General features: G+C 44.3%; 19 protein-coding genes. 5 read left to right on the forward strand and 14 right to left on the reverse strand.

The window, feature by feature from the left end:
- A partial coding sequence (guaB, locus tag ACKPQ4_RS01260; protein WP_407679395.1) for an IMP dehydrogenase occupies positions 1-1,350 on the reverse strand: 1,350 nt, incomplete at its 3' end.
- Between the two features lie 71 nt (positions 1,351-1,421).
- Between guaB and ACKPQ4_RS01265 the strand changes: the two genes are divergently transcribed.
- The gene (locus ACKPQ4_RS01265) at positions 1,422-2,375 is read left to right on the forward strand and encodes an enolase C-terminal domain-like protein (RefSeq protein ID WP_407679396.1); all 954 of its coding nucleotides are present in this window, start codon (positions 1,422-1,424) and stop codon (positions 2,373-2,375) included.
- Positions 2,372-3,496 (forward strand): AMP-binding protein, encoded by a 1,125-nt coding sequence (locus ACKPQ4_RS01270; RefSeq protein WP_407679397.1) that lies wholly within the window; start codon positions 2,372-2,374, stop codon positions 3,494-3,496. Before ACKPQ4_RS01265 ends, ACKPQ4_RS01270 begins: the two co-directional genes overlap by 4 nt.
- A 14-nt stretch (positions 3,497-3,510) precedes the next feature.
- Here ACKPQ4_RS01270 and ACKPQ4_RS01275 read toward each other — a convergent pair whose 3' ends face one another.
- The 7 genes from ACKPQ4_RS01275 to ACKPQ4_RS01305 are packed head-to-tail and all read right to left on the reverse strand — an operon-like array spanning position 3,511 to position 9,053.
- A complete protein-coding gene (locus ACKPQ4_RS01275; RefSeq protein WP_407679398.1) occupies positions 3,511-4,092 on the reverse strand; it encodes a ClpP family protease in 582 nt (193 codons plus the stop codon).
- A gap of 22 nt (positions 4,093-4,114) precedes the next feature.
- Positions 4,115-4,549: a ribose-5-phosphate isomerase gene (locus tag ACKPQ4_RS01280; protein ID WP_407679399.1), complete on the reverse strand. Its 435-nt coding sequence runs from the start codon at positions 4,547-4,549 to the stop codon at positions 4,115-4,117.
- Between the two features lie 28 nt (positions 4,550-4,577).
- Complete coding sequence (sufT, locus tag ACKPQ4_RS01285) at positions 4,578-5,123, reverse strand: putative Fe-S cluster assembly protein SufT (protein WP_407679400.1); 546 nt, start codon at positions 5,121-5,123, stop codon at positions 4,578-4,580.
- Positions 5,124-5,135: 12 nt separating this feature from the next.
- Positions 5,136-6,392 carry a Fe-S cluster assembly protein SufD gene (sufD, locus tag ACKPQ4_RS01290; protein WP_407679401.1) on the reverse strand — a complete coding sequence of 419 codons (1,257 nt, stop codon included), beginning with the start codon at positions 6,390-6,392 and terminating at the stop codon, positions 5,136-5,138.
- 9 nt (positions 6,393-6,401) lie between these two features.
- Positions 6,402-7,808 (reverse strand): Fe-S cluster assembly protein SufB, encoded by a 1,407-nt coding sequence (gene sufB / locus ACKPQ4_RS01295; RefSeq protein ID WP_407679402.1) that lies wholly within the window; start codon positions 7,806-7,808, stop codon positions 6,402-6,404.
- A gap of 19 nt (positions 7,809-7,827) precedes the next feature.
- Complete coding sequence (gene sufC / locus ACKPQ4_RS01300) at positions 7,828-8,583, reverse strand: Fe-S cluster assembly ATPase SufC (protein ID WP_407679403.1); 756 nt, start codon at positions 8,581-8,583, stop codon at positions 7,828-7,830.
- A 32-nt stretch (positions 8,584-8,615) separates the two neighbouring features.
- On the reverse strand, positions 8,616-9,053 hold the full coding sequence (locus ACKPQ4_RS01305; RefSeq protein ID WP_407679404.1) for a Fur family transcriptional regulator: 438 nt from the start codon (positions 9,051-9,053) through the stop codon (positions 8,616-8,618).
- 494 nt (positions 9,054-9,547) lie between these two features.
- Between ACKPQ4_RS01305 and ACKPQ4_RS01310 the strand changes: the two genes are divergently transcribed.
- Complete coding sequence (locus tag ACKPQ4_RS01310) at positions 9,548-11,053, forward strand: glycine--tRNA ligase (protein ID WP_407679405.1); 1,506 nt, start codon at positions 9,548-9,550, stop codon at positions 11,051-11,053.
- A 46-nt stretch (positions 11,054-11,099) separates the two neighbouring features.
- On the opposite strand, the gene recJ is transcribed toward ACKPQ4_RS01310, so the two are convergent.
- The 5 genes from recJ to ACKPQ4_RS01335 form a co-directional block, all read right to left on the reverse strand.
- Positions 11,100-12,824 carry a single-stranded-DNA-specific exonuclease RecJ gene (recJ, locus tag ACKPQ4_RS01315; protein ID WP_407679406.1) on the reverse strand — a complete coding sequence of 575 codons (1,725 nt, stop codon included), beginning with the start codon at positions 12,822-12,824 and terminating at the stop codon, positions 11,100-11,102.
- Positions 12,825-12,863: 39 nt separating this feature from the next.
- Positions 12,864-15,542, reverse strand: coding sequence for a protein translocase subunit SecD (gene secD, locus ACKPQ4_RS01320; protein ID WP_407679407.1), 2,679 nt, complete (start codon positions 15,540-15,542; stop codon positions 12,864-12,866).
- Between the two features lie 59 nt (positions 15,543-15,601).
- Positions 15,602-15,937, reverse strand: a complete 336-nt coding sequence (yajC, locus tag ACKPQ4_RS01325) for a preprotein translocase subunit YajC (protein ID WP_407679408.1) — start codon at positions 15,935-15,937, stop codon at positions 15,602-15,604.
- Between the two features lie 96 nt (positions 15,938-16,033).
- Entirely contained in the window at positions 16,034-17,332 is a 1,299-nt protein-coding gene (locus ACKPQ4_RS01330) for a mechanosensitive ion channel family protein (protein WP_407679409.1), read from the reverse strand.
- A 55-nt stretch (positions 17,333-17,387) separates the two neighbouring features.
- Entirely contained in the window at positions 17,388-17,999 is a 612-nt protein-coding gene (locus ACKPQ4_RS01335) for a DUF445 domain-containing protein (protein WP_407679410.1), read from the reverse strand.
- A gap of 95 nt (positions 18,000-18,094) precedes the next feature.
- Here ACKPQ4_RS01335 and ACKPQ4_RS01340 point away from each other — a divergent pair, with 95 nt between their 5' ends.
- Complete coding sequence (locus ACKPQ4_RS01340) at positions 18,095-18,313, forward strand: hypothetical protein (protein WP_407679411.1); 219 nt, start codon at positions 18,095-18,097, stop codon at positions 18,311-18,313.
- Here ACKPQ4_RS01340 and ACKPQ4_RS01345 read toward each other — a convergent pair.
- Positions 18,310-19,527, reverse strand: coding sequence for a DEAD/DEAH box helicase (locus ACKPQ4_RS01345; RefSeq protein ID WP_407679412.1), 1,218 nt, complete (start codon positions 19,525-19,527; stop codon positions 18,310-18,312). The two genes, ACKPQ4_RS01340 and ACKPQ4_RS01345, sit on opposite strands and share 4 nt — an antisense overlap.
- Positions 19,528-19,607: 80 nt before the next feature.
- On the opposite strand from ACKPQ4_RS01345, the gene ACKPQ4_RS01350 reads away from it, so the two are divergent.
- On the forward strand, positions 19,608-20,299 hold a 692-nt coding region (locus ACKPQ4_RS01350; RefSeq protein ID WP_407679413.1), incomplete at its 3' end, for a glutamate--tRNA ligase family protein.

The following is a 20,299-nucleotide window of genomic DNA, read 5'->3' on the forward strand; positions in this document are numbered from 1 at the left end:
AGCTTCGATGCCTTCAGCGGTACTTTTACCTTTTAGATCAGTTGTTTTGTGACCGTAGCGTGCAGCAGATCCTTCGCGCATCGCTTCTAAGCTTCCCATCCCTCGGTATTGTTTATAATACTTTCCTTCGATCTCGATGATACCCCCAGGTGCTTCTCTGCAACCTGCAAGTAAACCACCACAAATTACTCCATCGGCTAGAGTTAGGGCTTTGACAATATCTCCAGATTTATTGATCCCACCATCGGCTAGCAAGGTTACTCCAGATTGCTTCTTGGCTTTAGACGCAGCAAAAAGTGCGGTCATTTGCGGGGTTCCAACACCGGCCACAATACGGGTGGTGCAAATTGATCCGGGACCCTGTCCAATCTTTATAACATTAGCACCAGACGAGCCTAAAAACTCTACACCTTCTCCAGTTGTAACATTACCTGCCATTAAAGGGAGTTCGGGAAATGCATTCCTTAAGAGACGGATTGCATCGCCCACCCCTTTGGTGTGTCCATGAGCAGTTGAGATCGCAACCAAGTTTAACCCTTGATCTACCATTTCTCCTACATGTTCAACCAAAGAGTCTCTGAGAATGGAACCATCATCATCCCGGGGTACCGAGACAGCAGCACCACAAAGTAATCGAAAGTTGGTATCTCTTGATGGTTTTAAGTGATCACTGGATTCGTCCATGATCCGTTCGATATCACTAAGCGTGTAAAGCCCGCACATTCTGTCTTCCTCGTCGACCACCAAGAGTTTATGAATCCCCATGTGCTTACTGAAAAATTTGTCGGCGGTGGCAATTGGATCGTCATCGACCTCGGTTTCACGAATAGTAAAGACCTTGTCTCGGGAAAGCATTCCATCCGTTACTTTTCGATCCTTGTAGCGTTCTTTGACTACCCTGCCAGGTAGCAGTCCCTGTAACTTTCCATTTTCGTTTACAATGGGAAAAGTGCGAAATTGAAAGTTTTTTTCCTCAATCGTTTTGAGAACATCTCCGATTAGTTTGTCTGCTGAGAAGCAAATTGGGTCTTGGATTAAGCCATGCACATGATGTTTAACCCGTGTGACCTCTTTGACTTGCTGGCGCTGTGTCATGTTGTAGTGAATCAGGCCAAGTCCGCCATTAAGGGCCATACCAATTGCCATTTCCGATTCGGTTACGGTATCCATATCGGAAGAAACGATAGGTAGGCTTAGGTGGATGGATTCGCACAGTTTAGTATCGAGCTTTACTTGACCAGGTAGAACTTCTGAATAGCGGGTGACCAATGAAATATCGTCAAAAGTCAGGCCATTAGGAAGCGTACGGGTAAAAAACTCATCCGCTTCGAGGAATAATTCGTTATCCATGATTGGTGCTTACGTTGTCCATCGAGTATGCTTTATAATGATACATACGCTTTTATTCTCAAGGATATTTAATGATTAAACCAAGAACATACATGCTTTTCCGGCAATCTTTTGTTTGTCCCATAAAGACTGCACGAGGTGTTTGGACAGATCGAGTGAGTTTGGTGCTTCGACAAGATCATGAGAATGGTTTTACTTCTTTTGGTGAAGTTTCTGCACTTCCAGGATTTTTTGATTTCAGTCTTAAGGATGCCCAGGCGGAAGCGGAACAATGGAGTAGGGAAGGCGGGCACATAGATGAATTTTCGATTATCGGGCCAGCATTAAGTTCCTTGGCATCAAATATTTGGAAAGATGGGGATAGACAAATTAAACTTCCTTCATCCGCCAGGCTTTGGGGTATGCCAGGATGTGAGGATGCGAGGGTGATCAAGCGAAAGGTTGGGCTTTCTCTTCCTCAAAATGAAATTCCTGAGATTGTGGATTGGTTGGAAACCTTAGCCCCTAATATTCAAGTTCGTTTAGATCCCAATGAAAGTTTTTCCAGAGATGTTTTATTGTTATGGATAGATGCCTTGCAGCAATACCAGTCAGTTCAATTCATTGAACAACCAACTGGGCCCACTGATGACGAATGGTTATTTAAATTCGCTGAGGATTCCCCAGTTCCGATTGCTTTGGATGAGGGACTTTCCCGGATTAAGTCTTTTGAAGAGTTAGTAAACCTTCCTTCCCAACTATATTTGGTAATTAAGCCCCTTTTATTCCCTAATTGGGGAAAGACCTTAAATTTATTAACCGATCAATTCGAGCGGGTTATTTTTTCAACCGCTTTTGAAAGTCCCTTTGGTTATGAAGCTTTATTAAGGTTGAGTTCTCACTCTTTAATGACTCCTGGATTGGAACGTTCCTGTTTTCGTGGAAACCAATATGAATTCATGGAACATCATCTTGACACTCTTACCAGTCCTTGCGTTTCGAACCATAAACTCGTCGAATTATGGGATAGAACTTTCGCCCTATGAATAACCCTTACGCTACCTTACCTGATAATTGGACTTCTTCCTCCAGTAAACGGGGTCTTCAATTGATTAAATACGCCCAGAGAGTATTAGATGTTTTGAAAAAGGGTTTTTCTGTTCAATTTGCTTCAGACCAAGCAGTTCAATATGTGGAGTCTGGGGAAGGAGTACGGTTACGCTTTTTATCTGGGGGTACCAGTGGTCAGCCAGAATTTGTGGAACATAACCATGGAACTTTGCAATCAGCTGTCGGAGGTTTAGCTTCGCGTATCGGAGATCAGGCGATGAACTCCATTTGTTGTTTACCCCTTTGGCATGTGGGTGGATGGATGCAATTAGAAAGAGCCTGGAGTACTGGTGGAAAAGTATATTTCTGTGATTATCGGGATCTTGAAAATCCAAAGGTTGCAGCAAAAGTATCCGGGAATTTAATATCTTTGGTTCCAGCACAGTTGCATGAACTTATGAAATCACCGACCGCCATAACTGCATTGAGCGAAGCCCGTGGCATTTTTGTTGGTGGAGCCGGAATGAATTCACATTTAGTTGATGTTTCCCGTTCTCTTAATTTGCCCGTTTGTCCATGTTATGGTTCATCGGAAACGGCAGGGATGATAACCTTGCTCGAATCAAGTTCTTTTCTTGTTGGAATAAATGGAGTGGGCCCTTGTTTACCCCATGCAGAAGTTAGGCTTTCAGAGAAGAATCAACAAGTTTTGATTAAATCTTCAAGTCTTTGTATTAGACGGGGTAAGCGTACTTTCGCAACAAATGAATGGTTGCAAACCCCAGATTTTGGAAAAATCGATCCTTCAGGAAATTTAATTATAGAGGGACGTTTGGATCGTCTAATTAACACGGGAGGAGAAAAGGTTGATCCAACTAGGATCGAAACGATATTACATTCCACAGGCCTTATCGAAAATTGTTTGGTATATGGAGTTTCCGATCAAAAATGGGGGCAAAGAGTTGTCGCATGTATCACCCCGGCAGATGTGAACCTAAAATACCTTAAACAAGAAGTTAAAAAGAAGCTTTTAGGGCCGATGATGCCCAAGGAGTGGATAAAAACAGATAAGATCCCAATGTCAGAAATGGGAAAGCCTAATTATACCTTAGAATGATAAGAAGGAGAAGATTAGATCTTGTCTACGATCTTGTCAGCTAACCCATATTCAATTGCTTCCTCAGCATTGAGGTAAAAATCCCGATCTGTATCTTGTTGGATTTTTTCCATGGGTTGTCCTGAAGTGCGGGCCAAAATCGTGTTGAGTTCTTCTCGTAAACGCTCCATCTCCTGAGCCTGTATATTAATATCCACAGCTGCCGCCACCATTCTTCCTGTAATCAAGGGTTGGTGGATGAGGACTCGCGAGTGAGGATATAAGAAGCGTCTACCCTTCGATGCCCCGCAGAGCAATATCGACCCCATACTTGCGGCCATACCAGTCACCACCACTTTGATCGGTGAGCTGATCAGTTGCATAGTATCAAAAATGGCCATACCTGCAGTGATTGAGCCCCCAGGAGAATTGATATAAAAGGTAATTTCTTTTCCTGGATCAGTGGCTTCCAAATGGAGAAGTTTCTCGGTGATATCCCGGGCGGATTTGTCACTAACTTCTCCCCATAGAAAGATCTTACGATCTTCAATGAACTTTGATTGTATAGCCTCAGCGACCGATGCGGCTTTCTTTTCCTTTTCTTTGTCTTCGCTCATGAAAGTGAATATGTATATCGGACTATATGTTTTTGTCGAGCATCTCGATTCTTCGTATATGTCGATCGCCTTCAAAATCAGCATTTAGCCAGGTATCGATAATATTTAATGCAAGTTCCTGACTGATCTGTCTTTGGCCAATAGAAAGAACATTTGCGTTGTTGTGTTCTTTAGCCAAACGGGCGGTTTCTTCACTCCAGCAAAGGGCACACCGTACCCCCTTTACTTTATTTGCCGCCATGGCTTCACCATTTCCACTTCCTCCAAAGACTACACCAAGATCACAAGATCCATCGGCAACAGATTCTGCAGCTGGTCGTACGAAAGTCGGGTAATCTACGGATTCTTCGGAAAAAGTTCCAAAGTCTTGCACCTCATGGCCTAGTTTTTGCAGGTGTTCTTTGACAGCTTCTTTATAATTAAATCCAGCATGGTCTGTACCAAGAGCAATTTTCATTATCTTTTGAGGTGTTTGAGTATGCCTTTTAAATGAGGCCAAGTTCCATTTTACCTTCCTCGGAAATCAAGTCCTGGGTCCATGGAGGATCCCAAACTATTTCCACCTCTGCATGATCAATGCCTGGAAGTTCTAGAACTTTTCCTTTGCAGTCATCTGCAATGACTGGTCCCATACCACATCCCGGGGCGGTAAGAGTCAGATCAACATAGGCCACACGACCATGGTCTTTTGTATCCTCTAATTCCACCCGGTAAATTAAGCCGAGGTCGACCACATTTACGGGAATTTCAGGATCGAAAACGGTCTTTAGGTTTTCTTTAATCTCCTCAACGCTTGCAGGCTTAGCATTTCCATCATCAGGTAGCTTGGACGCTTCTTTAAGATCTTCGCCCAAGGAATCGGCATCGCGGGCAGCAATCCGGTACATTCCCTGGAGGGTCATAACGGTGAAGTTTCCACCGAGCCGGTGGGTGATGGTAACTTTTTCCCCACGACCTAAGGTAAATTCCTCACCGTGTGGGATTAAAGTAGCAACTACATCACGGGTAAGTTCAACTTCTTGTTGGCTCATATATTTAAATAGCTAGGACGCAAAAGAAGATTCCAGGCATTGCATAGCCCATTCTCTGCTGTTTTTATCGTTTATCCCCATCAATGGCTCGTTAAGGAATCCAAGGGCAATTAATTTTTCCGACTTTTCTGAAGTAATTCCTCGGCTTTGTAGATAGAATAAATCCTGAGGATCAATCCTGCTGGTGGTGGCACCATGACTGCATTTGACTTCGTTTGCTAAAATTTCCAACCCAGGCAAAGAGTCTGCTTTACCTTCCGATCCGAGAAGCAAGTTGCGATTGGTTTGATAAGCGTCGGTATGCTGAGCTTTTTCCTCCACTTTGATTAATCCTGAAAAGATCGATTTAGACTGGTTGCACAAAACATTTTTGCAAAGCAAGTTGCTCGTGCAGTGAGGGGCTTCATGTACCTGAATGGTCCGTTGGTCAAAAAGCTGATCATTCCTACCAAGGTAAACTGAGCCGTAATCAAAATTAGCCCCTTCTCCCTGCAAAACACCTTTAGACTCAATGCGGGATTGGCCGGATCCAAGATGTAAACTAACTGTGTTTAAGTTGGCATTTTTCCCAACAATAAAATTTTCCATTTGTACCAGAGAGGAACTCTGGGAACATTCTTGTAGGACCACTCGATTTAGGCGGGCACCTTCCCCTAGGCGTACTTTTAAAAGATTGGAAATGTGACCACCCGGATTACGTGGATGTGCCGTAAATTTTTCAATTAAGGTGACCTCTGCATGAGCCTCCAGTTCGATGAGGTTGTGATGAAACGCGATTTTGCCTGCCTCTGGTTCCCGATGCTCAATGATTACAGGGTCATCTGATCGTGCTGAAGCCTGGGCACGCAGTATAAACCCTGTTTCTGCAAAGGCCCCGGTTAGCAAGGAGTAATCATCAGCCCCTAAATTTGGACCGGAAATTTTAGGAAGCAGCGAGATTGAATGAGCTTGGTCAAGGATCAACCGATCCAAAAGATCAAAGGATATACCATCCACGGTGCTGGCAGATTCGATTAGCAGAGATTCTTTTGCGTTTGCTAATCCGTCGATTTTGGTAAGTCCAAAACGAGCGCGAGGTGAAAAACGCCATCTCTCATCTTTGAGAACCCTTTTAGGTAGGTTGGAGAATTGTTCCCAACATTCTTTACGGTAATCGGCCAACCAACCGGGTTCCCAGGATCTGCCTTCAGCAAAGAGTTCGAAGGTTTGGGGTTGATCGAATGAGAAAGGAGGCATGGAAACCGGTGATGTAAGAATTTCTTGGCTCATGACGACGAATTATCCTACGGAGCCCTCCATCTCCAGATCAATCAGGCGTTTTAGTTCCACACTGTATTCCATCGGGAATTCTCGAATCAGATCATTAACGAATCCATTTACGCACAAACTCATCGCTTCTGCTTCACCTAATCCACGTTGTTTCATGTAAAATATTTGCTCAGCACTGACCTTGGAAACACTGGCTTCATGCTGGACTGAATTAGCATCTCCTTGCACGGTAATGGCAGGATAGGTGTCAGTTTGGCTTTTGTTGTTAATCAACAGGGCATCGCATTCGGTATTATTTTTACAGCCCTTTAAATGACCGGGCATTTGCACCAGTCCGCGGTAAGAAGAACGACCGTCACCAATGGAAATAGACTTGGAAACTACATTACTGGTGGTTTCATCCGCTGCATGAACCATTTTTGCTCCGGTGTCCTGATGCTGGCCATCATTTGCCAAGGCTATGGAAACAACTTCGCCCCGGGCTTTTCTTCCCTTTAAAATAACTCCAGGATATTTCATTGTTAGGCGAGAACCGATATTACAATCGATCCATCTTACCTCAGCCTCTTCCTCGGCGATTGCACGTTTGGTAACCAAATTAAATACATTGTTTGACCAGTTTTGAACGGTTACATATTGGATTTTAGCTCCCTTTAGTGCGACCAATTCAACCACTGCACTGTGAAGGGTTGATGTTTCGAATTTTGGTGCAGTGCAACCTTCCATATACATTACTTCAGATCCTTCATCTGCAATGATTAAGGTGCGTTCAAATTGACCAAAATTTTCTGCATTAATACGGAAATAAGCCTGAAGAGGCTGAGCAAGTTTAACTCCCGGTGGAATATAAATAAAACTACCTCCGCTAAATACCGCACTATTTAGAGCTGAAAATTTGTTGTCTGAGGTTGGGATAACTTTTCCGAACCATTTGCGGAATATTTCCGGATGTTCTTTTAAACCCTCCGTTGAACCTACGAAGATAACCCCTTCTTTTGCTAGGTCCTCCTTCATATTCGAGTAAGCCGCTTCACTGTCGAACTGGGCTTCCACGCCGGCAAGAAACTTTCTTTCCTGCTCAGGGATACCCAAGCGCTCAAAAGTGTTTTTGATATCATCCGGTACCTCGTCCCATGTCCGGCTTGGTTGCTGACCTTTTGACAAGTAATAACGGATGACATCGAAATTAATATTTTTCAGGTCATCGGTTGCCCAATGAGTAGGCATAGGCTTTTTCTCGAAGGTGGATAATGCTTTTAATCTGAAATCAAGCATCCAAGGATCCTCTTTTTTAACCTCTGAAATGTAGCGGACTACATCTTCAGATAAACCGATACCGGCATCGAAGGTATAATCGGTATCGTAGTGAAAATCGCCTTTATCGCGGTCAACATCGAGTTGGGAAGGACTAATCATTTAAAAAGGGGTAGGGGGGTTAGGAAGCGACGGCTTCTTGCTTGATCCAATCGTATCCGCGATCTTCTAATTCAAGGGCAAGTTCCTTGCCACCAGTACGGACAATTTTTCCTTCTGACATCACATGGACATAATCCGGCACGATGTAATCTAAAAGTCTTTGATAATGCGTTATTACGAGGATTCCTCGCTCTGGATTGCGCATCCTGTTAACCCCGTCTGAAACCACGCGCAATGCGTCAATATCCAAACCGCTGTCTGTTTCATCCAAAATCGCATACTTAGGGCTTAACATCGACATTTGCAGGATTTCACAACGTTTCTTTTCACCGCCCGAAAATCCGTCATTAAGTGAACGGGAAGTAAATTTGCGGTCCATGCCCAAATCATCCATGTGAGCGTATAAATCTTTGTAATATTCAACAGCCTTTATTTTTTCGCCTTCTTTTAATCGAGCATTTAGAGCAGCTCTTATAAAGTTAGCGATACTTACACCTGGAACTTCCATCGGGTATTGAAATGCGAGAAATAATCCAAGCCTTGATATTTCATCAGGCTCCAACCCAAGCAGGCTGTCATCATCTAAGGTAGCGGTTCCACCTGTTACTTCGTAATCGGGATGACCAGACAATACCTTAGCCAAGGTACTCTTTCCACTTCCGTTCGGGCCCATGATTGCATGGACTTCGCCTTTGGGTATTTCCAGGGATAGTCCGCGGAGTATGCTTTTGTCGTCTATTGAGGCTTGTAGGTTATCGATTTTTAATGAGTTCACAATTGGTAGGTAGGTGTAAAAGATTTGAGCCGCTAATTATCTGAAGGTTTACCTGTTCCTGAAAAAGAAAGGTCCAAGTTTTCTGCTTCAAATCCTTCGGGTACAAGTGCTTGTATGAGAGATAATGTATTATTGTCGATTTCGACATCATAAATTTTGCCAGACTGAGTACACCTGAAATGAGCGTGAGGTGTAAGATTTGGACAATACCGGGTGGGGGATCGATCCATGTTAACTTGCCTGACCAAACCGCATCCAACTAAAGTCTCGAGGCAGTTGTAAACCGTAGCAAATGAAGTTCCTGGCAAATGCCTCTTAACTCGGTCATAAATATCATCAGCAGTTGGATGATCGCGCTTACCAAGAATTACTCCGTAAACGCAGGCTCTTTGTTTAGTCGGGCGTAGGCCTTTTTCACGAAGAGCTGAATTAAAAGTATCTTTGCTGGATGATGTAAGCGAATAAGGCATCGGGGACTTAAACTTATTCCATTTCAGATACTTCACAAGCTAAATTGGAATTATTCTAATTCCTGAAAGGCTTGGAGTGGCGGGTTTAAACCCGCAATTTCGTGAGTTAATAATCCGTGTAAGTAAACAAACCCCAAAAGAGAGTGGTTTTTCCACCCTGGTGATCTCTCCGGTTCACCAACTCATCAGAGCTTACACGAAAAGTTCCTGTTTCGATAGGAGTATAGGAAGCAGGTTCGTGAGTTATCACCCCTGCTAAATTTACCTTCTTAGAAAAGTATTTTTTAGGATTCAATCCACAACTAGATGAAGCCAAACTTACCAATGCAAGCAAGCAAAGAGGAAGAAGCCTTTTTTGCATCGTGAAGTATTTTCCCATCTAGAGTAATACAAAATTTTTCCTCACTCGGAGTCAACATGAACTTTGATCAAAAACTGGCTTGTTATTAGATTGTCCAGTAGTCGGCTAATGGCTAAGTTATTATATTTTAAAAATGAGTAATGAAAATAGCTTGATCGAGGAAATCATTTCCCTCTGCAAAAGGCGCGGATTTGTATTTCAATCATCTGAAATTTACGGCGGTTTTAATGGTTTCTTTGATTACGGCCCGCTTGGTGTGGAGTTGCGTAAGAATATAAAAGACGCCTGGTGGGAAGACATGGTGCGTCGTCGGGACGACATGGTGGGGCTCGATTCGAGCATCATCATGAATCCAAGGATATGGCAAGCTTCCGGACATGTGGACGGATTCACAGATCCAATGGTAGATTGTAAGGAGTCTAAAATGCGTTATCGCGCAGACCAGCTCTTTGCTGCAGAAGTTTTGGTGGACGGAGATTCCTTGGGTTGGATTTCTATGCTTGAGTCTGAATCCATGCATGACGATGCAACTAAAATGGCAGAATCTATCAAGCGAAAAGCAGCTAAACAAGGAAGCCTAGGTGAGCTTAAGCTTCTTCCTTACGACGAATTGTCAACTGAGCAGCAACAACTCGTGCCATCCCCAGCAACGGGCAAGCCGGGTTCTCTCACTCCTCCACGCGAATTCAATATGATGTTTGAGACAAATGTGGGAGCATTGAGAGATGGTTCTTCCAAATGTTACTTGCGTCCAGAAACAGCTCAGGGGATTTTTGCCAATTTTAAAAATATCGTGGATACAGGCCGCGTGAAAGTTCCTTTTGGCATTGCTCAAATTGGTAAGGCCTTTCGTAATGAAATTACCCCTCGAAATTTTATCTTTCGTTCGCGCGAATTTGAACAGATGGAAATTGAATACTTTATTCCGCCTGGAGATGAGCATTGGCCTCGCTATCATCGCGAATGGATTGATGCTAGAAAGAAATGGTTTCAATCGATTGGATTGACCTCAGATATGTTGGGGGAAGAGGTTCATCCCCAAAATAAACTCGCCCATTATGCTCAGGCTTGTACAGATATTACCTTTAAATTTCCCTTTGGTGAACATGAGCTCGAAGGAATTGCCGCTCGAGGAAACTTTGATCTCACTCAGCACCAGGAACACTCAGGCAAGAGCTTGGAGTATTTTGACGAGGGATTAAAAGAACGTTACCTACCAAATGTGATTGAACCCAGTCTTGGAGTAGACCGTACATTCCTGGCAGTTTTGTGTGCCGCCTATCAAATTGACGAAGTGGGTGGGGAAAAACGAACCGTTATGAAATTTCATCCGAGGGTCGCACCCATTAAGGCATCGGTTTTTCCTCTGGTTAAAAACAAACCGGAATTAGTGGAGAAGGCTCAATCTCTTTATCAACGATTACAAAGAAAATGGAATGTGATGTATGATCAGTCTGGAGCAATTGGTCGCCGTTACCGGCGGGCGGATGAAGCAGGTGTACCTTACGCATTAACCGTAGACTTTGATACTTTAGAAGGTGACGGATCAATCACCTTACGCGATCGGGATTCCACAAATCAGGAAAGACTGTCTGAGGACGAAGCGGTTGCTTATTTGGAAGAAAAAATAAACCCCTGAGTGCAAGAGTTATTCCCTTTCGCAGGTTTTTTTTAATAGCGGTTCATTAATCAGTTGGTTTCCAATCCTCTAATACTAGTTGAATCGAACTACGTCCGTTCCAATAATTTCTTCTTAGTTTAAAGGCGAGGTCAATAGATTGATTCTCTTTAGGTATTCGGTCTGCCATTCGCCAAGCAATTCCTCGGATATATCCATTAGCATTGCGTAACGAAAATTGAAAATGTTCACCATTTCCAATTTTTCGGACGGGGGATTCCAGCGAAACCCTTTTTATAGCTAGTACGGGTTCGCGATTATCCTGCCCAAAAGGGCCTAAGCCATTAATCTCGTCCAATAATTCATAGCGTAAATCGTTTTTCGATACCCACGCATCTATAACTAGGTCAGAAGTTTGTTCGTCTGTTGACTTACTCTTTTTTGAAGCCTTTAAAAATTCCGCAATAAATCCATCAAGTTGATCCTCTTTCAAACCAAGTCCTACAGCAACGGGATGTCCACCCCAGTGCGTAAGCTTGTCTTGGCAGGATGCGAGAATTTCGACTAAGTTTACCCCCGGTACACCTCGTCCTGAACCACAGTATTCTCCGCTTTCAGCCTGAGCTAAGACCAGGCAGGGCTTGTTTAAAGAGTTGGCAAGTTTTCCGGCCACGATTCCTACCACCCCAGGGTGCCAAGCATCTCCAGTTCCACAAACCACCACGGCAGGTTCATTTGCGAAATTTTTTTCAGCTTGCGCTAGGGCATCCGTGGTTAGATTGGCTTCAATCCCCTTCCTTTCTTCGTTAAATTGAGTAAGTTGGCTGGCTAGGCTTTTACATTCCTTCTTGTTTTTTTCTAAAAGTAGGGAAACCGCGGTTTCAGGCTTATTTAACCTTCCACAAGCATTGATACGGGGGGCAAGTTTGTAAGTGATGTCTTCGGTTTCGGGTTCAATAGAATCGTCCAGGCCGCATTCAGCGAGCAGAGCGAGTAAACCAGGTGAGGCATCGATAAACAAACGCTTGATTCCAAATCGAGAAAAGATCCGATTTTCATCCTTCAGGGGCACAAGATCTGCCAATGTACCAATAGCGCAGAGAGGCAGGAAATCTCTAGGTGTTAGTTCAGAAGAATTAGGGAGATTTAATTCACGAGCCCGTTTATAGAGTGCATGCACTAATTTGAAGCACAGTCCTGCGGTGCAGAGGTTTCGCCAAGGTTCTCCTTTATCTTTCTGCAGGTGAGGGTTGACCAAAATCGCTTCTGCTGCTTCATCTCCCTTGAGTTGATGATGATCAACAACAATCAAGTCGATTCCTTCAGATTTAAGGTATTTTGCTTCAGTCGCCGAATTGGTTCCGCAGTCCAAAGCCATGACCAATCCAAAATTATCATGACCCAGGCCTCGTTCGAGAGCCTTTTGGGTCAGTCCATATCCTTCACTCAAGCGCTTAGGGATTATATTTTCTACAACCAACCCCAAAGACTCCAATGCCAGGCGTGTTATTACAGAAGATGTAATCCCATCCACATCATAATCTCCAATAAGTAAGATTTTCTCTTTTTTCTCGCGGGCTTGTAAAATTCTAGAAATGGCCAAGTCCATATTTGCTAAGGCAAAGGGATCCTCTAGGTGCCTTAACTTGGGCCTGAGGAAACGTTCGACTGCGTCAGGGTTTAACAGACCACGCTTAACCAAAAGATTAGCCAAAAGAGAGGAGATTCCCAACTTGTGTTGTAGAAGCTCAACGGACTTTGGTTCCGCAGAACGCTCGGTCCATTGTTTCAAAACCGAGCGGGAATTAAGAAACTTATATAAATTCCTTAATTATTTAGAGGTTTGCCAGTCGTACTTGGGTAACAACTCTCCTTCTTCCACATGCTTTCGGTCTCCTCGGTGCCAAAAGTAGAAGATTGGACTGGCAATAAAGATGGATGAAAAAGTTCCAGTTAAAATTCCGATAACAAATACAAAAGCGAAATCATTGATAATTCCGGCTCCAAAAATCCATAAAGAGGTAGCAGCCAAAAGGGTAGTAAAACTAGTAAGGATCGAACGGGAAAGTACACGATTGATTGCAATCATTACGATCTTTCGAAGATTGGTCACCGGGTTGAGTTCCAATTCTTCCCGGATCCGGTCAAAGACCACAATTGTATCATTAATCGAGTAACCCACGATCATGAGGATGGATGCAAGCATAGGAGCAGTAAACTGGCCGGAGCAAAGCATCCCATCTGATAAATGACCTATGAGTACAAATAACCCAACGGTCATTAAAATATCGTGCACCGTTGCCACAACCGCTCCAATGGCATAGCCCATTTCAAACCGCAAAGCAACATAGAGTAGGATACCAAACAGGGCGACTGATACCGAAAGAATCGCGTCGCTCTTAATTTGTTCGCTGACTGATCCTCCAATGTTGCTCAGTCCTTCTTCGACCAATGAAACCTCGGGGAAATTTTCCTGCAAATGTGCGAGTGCTTTCCGGGATTTTCCTTCTTCGGTTTGTAATACTAAACGGCTTGCCCCTTCGCCCGAACCCACTTCAGAACGATAGACATGTTGAACTTCTCCGAGCTCTGCATTGGACTTGAATGATTCGTCAAGGGTACCGGCATCAATGGGTTCGGAAAATCCAGCAACTAATTCCTCTCCTCCGCGAAAATCGATTCCAAGAATTGTGTCTTGTTTCGAATATACCGAAAAAATACCAATTCCCACAATGATCCAAGATGTGAGAAAGGCGACCTTGCGGTATTGGTGAAAATCAATTCCTTCTTTGGGTGCAGATTTTTGAATGCTTTGCAAACTGATGAGGTTACGAACGCCCGATTTTACAAGCAAAGTAAGTAACATTCGGCTAACGAAAAGGGCACAAAAGACAGAAGTTGCAATACCGATGGCAAGAGTGATACCGAATCCTTTAACGGGTCCAGTACCAAGCCAGATCAAAATACTTGCAGTTATAAGAGTCGTAAGATTTGCGTCAATTATGGTTGAGAAAGCTTTGGCGTATCCGCCCTCAAGAGCATTTTCCGGACTCTTGCCCGCCCTTAATTCCTCCCTGATTCGTTCAAAGATCAAAATATTGGCATCCACTGCCATACCAATGGTAAGAACCAAGGCAGCCATACCAGGTAAAGTAAAGGTAGCCTGGAAAATACCAGCCAAAGTGGCTATTACTAGGAGAACATTTAACCCAACCGAGAAAATGGCAACCATTCCACCCGCTTTGTACCATACAATCATAAAAGCAACTACGAGGACGGCTCCAAGCAAACATGCATTTAAGCTACTGGATAAAGCCCCGGCAGCCAATGTGGGGGAGACTTCATATTGCTCGCCAATGGTGAGGGATACTTTTAGTGGATTGTTAAGAATGTCTGAAAGCATTTTAGCCTCACGAAAGCTAAAGTTCCCCGAGATTACAGCACTTCCACCCCCAATACGTTCCTTTACGGTGGGAGCACTTTCTAGTTGTCCGTCAAGCACGATGGCTAAACGACCAGGGATACCCGTAGTCAAATCAGCCGTCTCGGCAATTTTGCCCGTGAGATCTCCAAAAGTCTGTCCGCCCTCTGGAGTAAAGTCCAAGCCGACTTCCCATCCGCCCATTTGGTCCTGTCGTGGATAAGCCTCAGCAATAATTTCTCCATCTGCAGACCACAACCTACGAACCCAAATCGGCCGTTCGTTGGGTTGGGCATCACTGCGTAGAAGAGCAGTGTATGGAATGCCTTCATCGTCTGTCCACTCTTCTCCTTCCTGCACGGGTACTGGTGCCTCGCTGTTTGTATTAACGATCCGAAATTCAAGCTTTGCCGGTTTTTGCAATTCATTAATGATTCCTGGATCTTGCTTGGTGGTAAGATCTGGAATTTGCACTTCAATCGCCCGGTCTCCTTTTTTACGTACCACAGTCTCGGCAACTCCAAAGGCATTGAGACGTTCACTCATAATCTCTACGACTTTGTCCATGGGCGAGGCTCCGGAAGCCTGGTCCAAGTCTGTGGAGATGTTTAAGTCGTTCGCTTCCATGGTAAATGCGATACCACCACGCAGGTCTAATCCCCGCTTGATCGCAGCCTGAGAGTTCTTGAGTAGCGTACGGAGAATTAAATCGTTGCGTTTGTCACGATCCTTGAGATGACCGGCTCGAATTCCTGGCTTAATTAAAAAGGGAACCAACCTTGATCCTACTGTACCAATAATTCCGCTGGGAGCTTCGAAATAAGCAGCATAATCGAGACGATTGCGTTTTCCGTAGTCTCGTAAGGCGGCATAATCGATTGGTTGATCTTCGGGTAGTTGCAGACGCAAGTTATCAATCACCTCGGAGAACTTTTCGTGTCCTGCATGGTTCGATGCATTGGCATCGGAAGTCACTCGGGAGAGGGCATACTCGCCAAGGACTCGATCCTCAAAAGGGAGGATTAGAGATATGCTGATCGCCATTAACAGGGCGGTGAAAAAGAGCTTCCAGGTATTTGAGCGGTTCATCGATTAGAGGCTGGTAAGTATGAAAATGCGGGAGCTCCGCAGAAAAGAGAAAGTAAGGATTAGTCGAGTTTGGCCGATATTGCCTCTCTGGAGACTTCAACCTTTACGTTTTCAGCAATTCTGACCACAAACCGATCGTCTTTAACACCAGTAATCGTACCAAAGACACCTCCAACCGTTTTTACCTTGGCACCTTTTTCAAGGGCTTGGATCATTTTGTCGTGCTGTTTTTGTTTCTTTCTTTGTGGTGCAATCAATAAAAACCAGAAGGCTACGAAAATAAGAATCATGGGTAAAAAACCCATTAATCCACCTCCGGGCGATGATGGGTCTCCTGAGGGAGCCATCGCAAGCACTTGAATAAAAGAAGAAGGGTCGAAGCTAGTGTGTATCATGAGAAAAGATTTATAAAATATATTGCCCTGCTAATTGGCAAGCTTGGAAGGCACTCTAGGCAAACCCGTACAACCCGCCGAAAATGAAATATTCTTTTACTTTTTAAGGCTTTGACCAAATCCCTCTGGAACGCTTCGTAAGTGTAAATCTCTTTGGGGAAAAGGAATGGAGATTCCAGCCTCTTGAAAGCGATCCCAAATGCTGAGCAATACCTCACTTCGTGCATTTCCAACTCCATTGGATGGATCATTAATCCAAAACCTTAATTCAAGGTCTACTGAGTTATCTCCAAAACCCCTAACAAGGCAACGGGGTTCAGGATCATTGAGCACACGCCCGGATGAAAGTGCAGCATCCACGCAAAGTTTCATGGCTTGACGGGGGTCGGAGTCGTAGGAGATGCCAACTGGTACGCGTACCCGGATATTCTTATCGCTGAAGGACCAATTGACCACGCGATTGGTGATTAAGTCCTCATTGGGAATTAGATGTTCTTTGCCATCTCGAGTGATGATTGAAGCATAGCGAGCTCTCAGGGAATTGATCCAACCATAGGTATCGTCAATTTCAATCACATCTCCAGGTTTGATCGAGCGGTCAAGTAAGAGAATTAATCCACTTACCAGATTCGAAACTACCTTTTGAAGACCAAATCCAATACCTACACCAATCGCACCGCCAAGAAGGGCAAAGGAGGAGAGGTCGAGCCCGATGGTAGACATAGCCACGAGAAAACTGATAAATATCAAGAATACTCGTATAACCTTGGCGAGTAGGACCTGTAGGGATGGGGGGAGGTTGGAGAGCTCGCGTATACGGGTTTCTCCTGCACTCCCTAAAAGAGAACTCATCCATAGTAAGAGGAGCAATATAAAAACTCCGTTTACCAGATCAAGTATTGAGAGCTTACTTTTTCCTATCGCGAAGGATGCAGAACTTAGAAAATCAAGAGTGGGCTCAAGAAGGCCAAAGCTTTGTAGTGCAGCCATCCCGAAAGCCAATACCGCGACCAATCGAAGCCAAAATCGGTTATGGGTTAAGCCTGCCACCAAACGGTAGATCAACCAAGCAGTCGTGGCATGAACAAATGGATTGAGCAAATCTACCGATGCAAAGCCAAAGCGATCGAGTACGCCTCTAGCCAGAAGGGTGCAAAGAAGAAGGATGAGAGGAAGTAAGAGTTGTGCAAGGATACGGATCGTTCGTTCAATCCATGCCGGTCTGGTCTGATCTTGTAATAATTTAAGGATTTTCGGTTTGGCTCTTTGGCTACTTATCCAGGCGATAAAAATGGAAAGTCCGATAACAGCCGCCTGAATCCGAGCAGATGGAGTCGTCCAGAATTGGAAGGCGTTTTCCCACACTTGGGTGAGGGCAAGACTCAGATCATTCATGCAACCTCAAAACTGAAAAGTTCTTTCTTTTTTGGCAACTTGTAAAAAGTTATGGTCAGATGGCTAGCACCAATGCAACCTGGACACATCCGATAAAAAAACCAAGTACCGCCCCAATTTTTTCGATGAAGCGAAATTCTTGCTCCATAAATCCGATCAGTAATTCCTCAACCTTGTCGGATGAAAAGGTACTTACCTTTTCCCGGACTAGGGCTTCCACATCTATGGATTCTTCCATTTTAAGAGCTAGCCCGCTAGCGGATGCTTTCATAAAGTCTTCAAGCTCTCCCTTGAATAGGTTGGTCACTTTTTCAATCATATCATCACTTAGAAACATCGAGAGCATAGGAAAGGCAGAAATAAGTTTTCCTCGTATTGTCTTTTCAATTCTCTTCCCCACTTCTTCCATTGCTTCTGGTTGGGTGGACAATTCTTCGATCCTTTGCCCAATATCTTTCATCGAGAATAATTCGTTGGCCACCAAAGTTCCCAGCTTTTCGGCAATTTGATTTTGCCTTTTGGGAAATACGCCTTGGATGGAAAGCCCAAGTATTTTTTTAGGTTCACGCGGATGGAACAACATTTTAATCGCCAAGTAATTGGTTGCCCATCCAATAAGGGCTGCGATTAAGGGGAGTAAGAAAAGTAAGGAAGAATTTTCTGTCATCTGCGGAAAATTTCTAGGTGATTAAAATCAGGTAAAGATTAAAGGAGGAAGAGAATTTGTTTGCGAAGGCTAGCTGATTACTACTTGTCAATGCCATGAGCAAGGAAGTTTTATTGGTTTTTACGCTGTTATTCGGGGCCTCCTTCACTAGCAGTTGTGCCAGCATGGTAACCAAACCAATCGGCTTGGCGACCAAGGCAGTAACCACTCCAGTGAAGGCGGTTGTTGGTGTAACGATGGATGTGGTGGGCAAGCCTATCCGCAAGACTGCACAAATACTCAAACCGGTCACCCCGGTTATTCGAGTACGTTAACGTCTCCGACGTCCGCCAAAAGTTAACTGCTTACCAAATCCTCGGTTGCGCTTGCGCGAAACCTCCGGTGCACTCGGGGCTAAACTTTCAGGTTCATTACGGTAGGGGAAATCGTCCACAAACTTACGGGGTAGGGGATTGCCCAACAACTTTTCAATGGAATCAATCATCGAAATATCTTCCGGTTTGCAAAGGGTAAAAGCTTCACCTTCGGTTCGGGCACGTCCGGTGCGTCCAATCCGGTGAACATAATCCTCTGAGTGCTGAGGAACATCGTAATTAATCACATGGGTGACATTGGAAATATCCAAACCTCTGGATGCCACATCGGTGGCACATAAAATCTTTACATTTCCAGCCTTAAAATCTTCCAAGGCCTTGGTGCGGTCACGCTGTTTTAAATCCGAGTGCAATACACACACAGTTTGTCCATGTTCGGTCAACCACTGACTAATTTTGTCCGTTCCTCTACGAGTTTGAAAAAAGATAATCAGGTTATCGAATTTAATCCGTTTGAGCAGGGCGATCAGAAGATCAAATTTTTGGATGGCGGGCACAGGGTACAAAGCATGACTGACTGTATCGGCAGCTGATATTTTAATATCTATCTTCGCTTCTGCCGGGTTTTTCAAAGCCCAATCAGAAAGGCGACGCACCGAATCTGGGATAGTCGCGGAAAAAAGAAGGGTCTGCCTGGATCGAGGAGTCTTTTGAATAATCCGGGTAACATCTTCGATAAACCCCATATCGAGCATACGATCAACTTCATCGAGAATGAGAATTTCGATTTTTTGGAGACTCAAATTGCCCTGGCTTAAATGATCAAGCAATCGTCCAGGAGTGGCCACGATTACATCGGGTTCGTTGTTTAACTGTTCAAGTTGTTTTCCGTATTTTACGCCTCCGTAAAGGAGTGCCATTCGTAAATCGAGGAATTTTCCATATTTGTTAAAATTTTCTTCAATTTGAATGGCAAGTTCGCGGGTCGGTGCAAGAGCAAGGGCACGGCAAGCTCCGTGTTCTCCCAAGCGATGGAGGCAGGGAAGGGCAAATGCCGCGGTTTTTCCTGTACCTGTTTGGGCGGATCCGACAAGGTCGCGTCCTTCCAAAATCGGATTAATCGCTTTTTCCTGAATGGGGGTGGGTGTTTCATAACCCATCTCCTCGATGGATTGTAAAATTTTTGGGCTTAAGCCCATTTCACTAAACTTCATATTTTTGAGTGATGGTGGTGCGTGGCTTCTTCTTGCTCTTCTTTTCTTTCAAGGAATGATCATAATCTTAGTTTACATTAATGAGCGAGGACAAACCGACCACACCTTACCGCGGACGATTAGCTCCGACCCCTTCCGGCTATTTGCACGAAGGGCATATTCTTACTTTTCGGACAGCTTGGGAGCGAGCACGGGAGAACGAAGGTAAATTGCTTTTTCGTATGGATGACCTTGACCCCAATCGCTGTACTGCGGCTTACGCAAGCGCATGTATCGAGGACATGCGGGGCATGGGATTGGACTGGGACGAGGGTCCAGATCTCGGTGGGGCATCTGCACCTTACGAGCAAAGTAAACGTTCATCATTCTATGTCGATGCAATGAAGAAATTGTATCAGCTAGGTTTAATTTACCCCTGTAAAAAAAGCCGGAAAGATATTCGAGCTCATGGATTACTGGATACTACGGGCAATGAATATTTATACCCTGAGAGTTTTCGTTCTTCGAAAACGGATATTAAAAACTCCGAATTTCCCGAGATGATAAATTGGAGGTTTCTAACCCAGGCGGGGAAAAAAGTGGAATTTTTGGACGCAAAAAAAGCCGGTCAATCTTTCCTTGTGGGAAAAGATTTATCCGACTTTTTAGTTTGGCGAAAGGACGGTTTGGTCGCCTATGAACTGGCAACCGTGGTTGATGATTACCTCATGGGAATTACTGAGGTTGTCCGCGGGGAAGATCTTTTGCTATCCAGCGCCCGTCAATGCCTACT

This window comes from Candidatus Chordibacter forsetii (assembly GCF_964187505.1).
GTDB lineage: Bacteria > Verrucomicrobiota > Verrucomicrobiia > Opitutales > Seribacteraceae > Chordibacter > Chordibacter forsetii.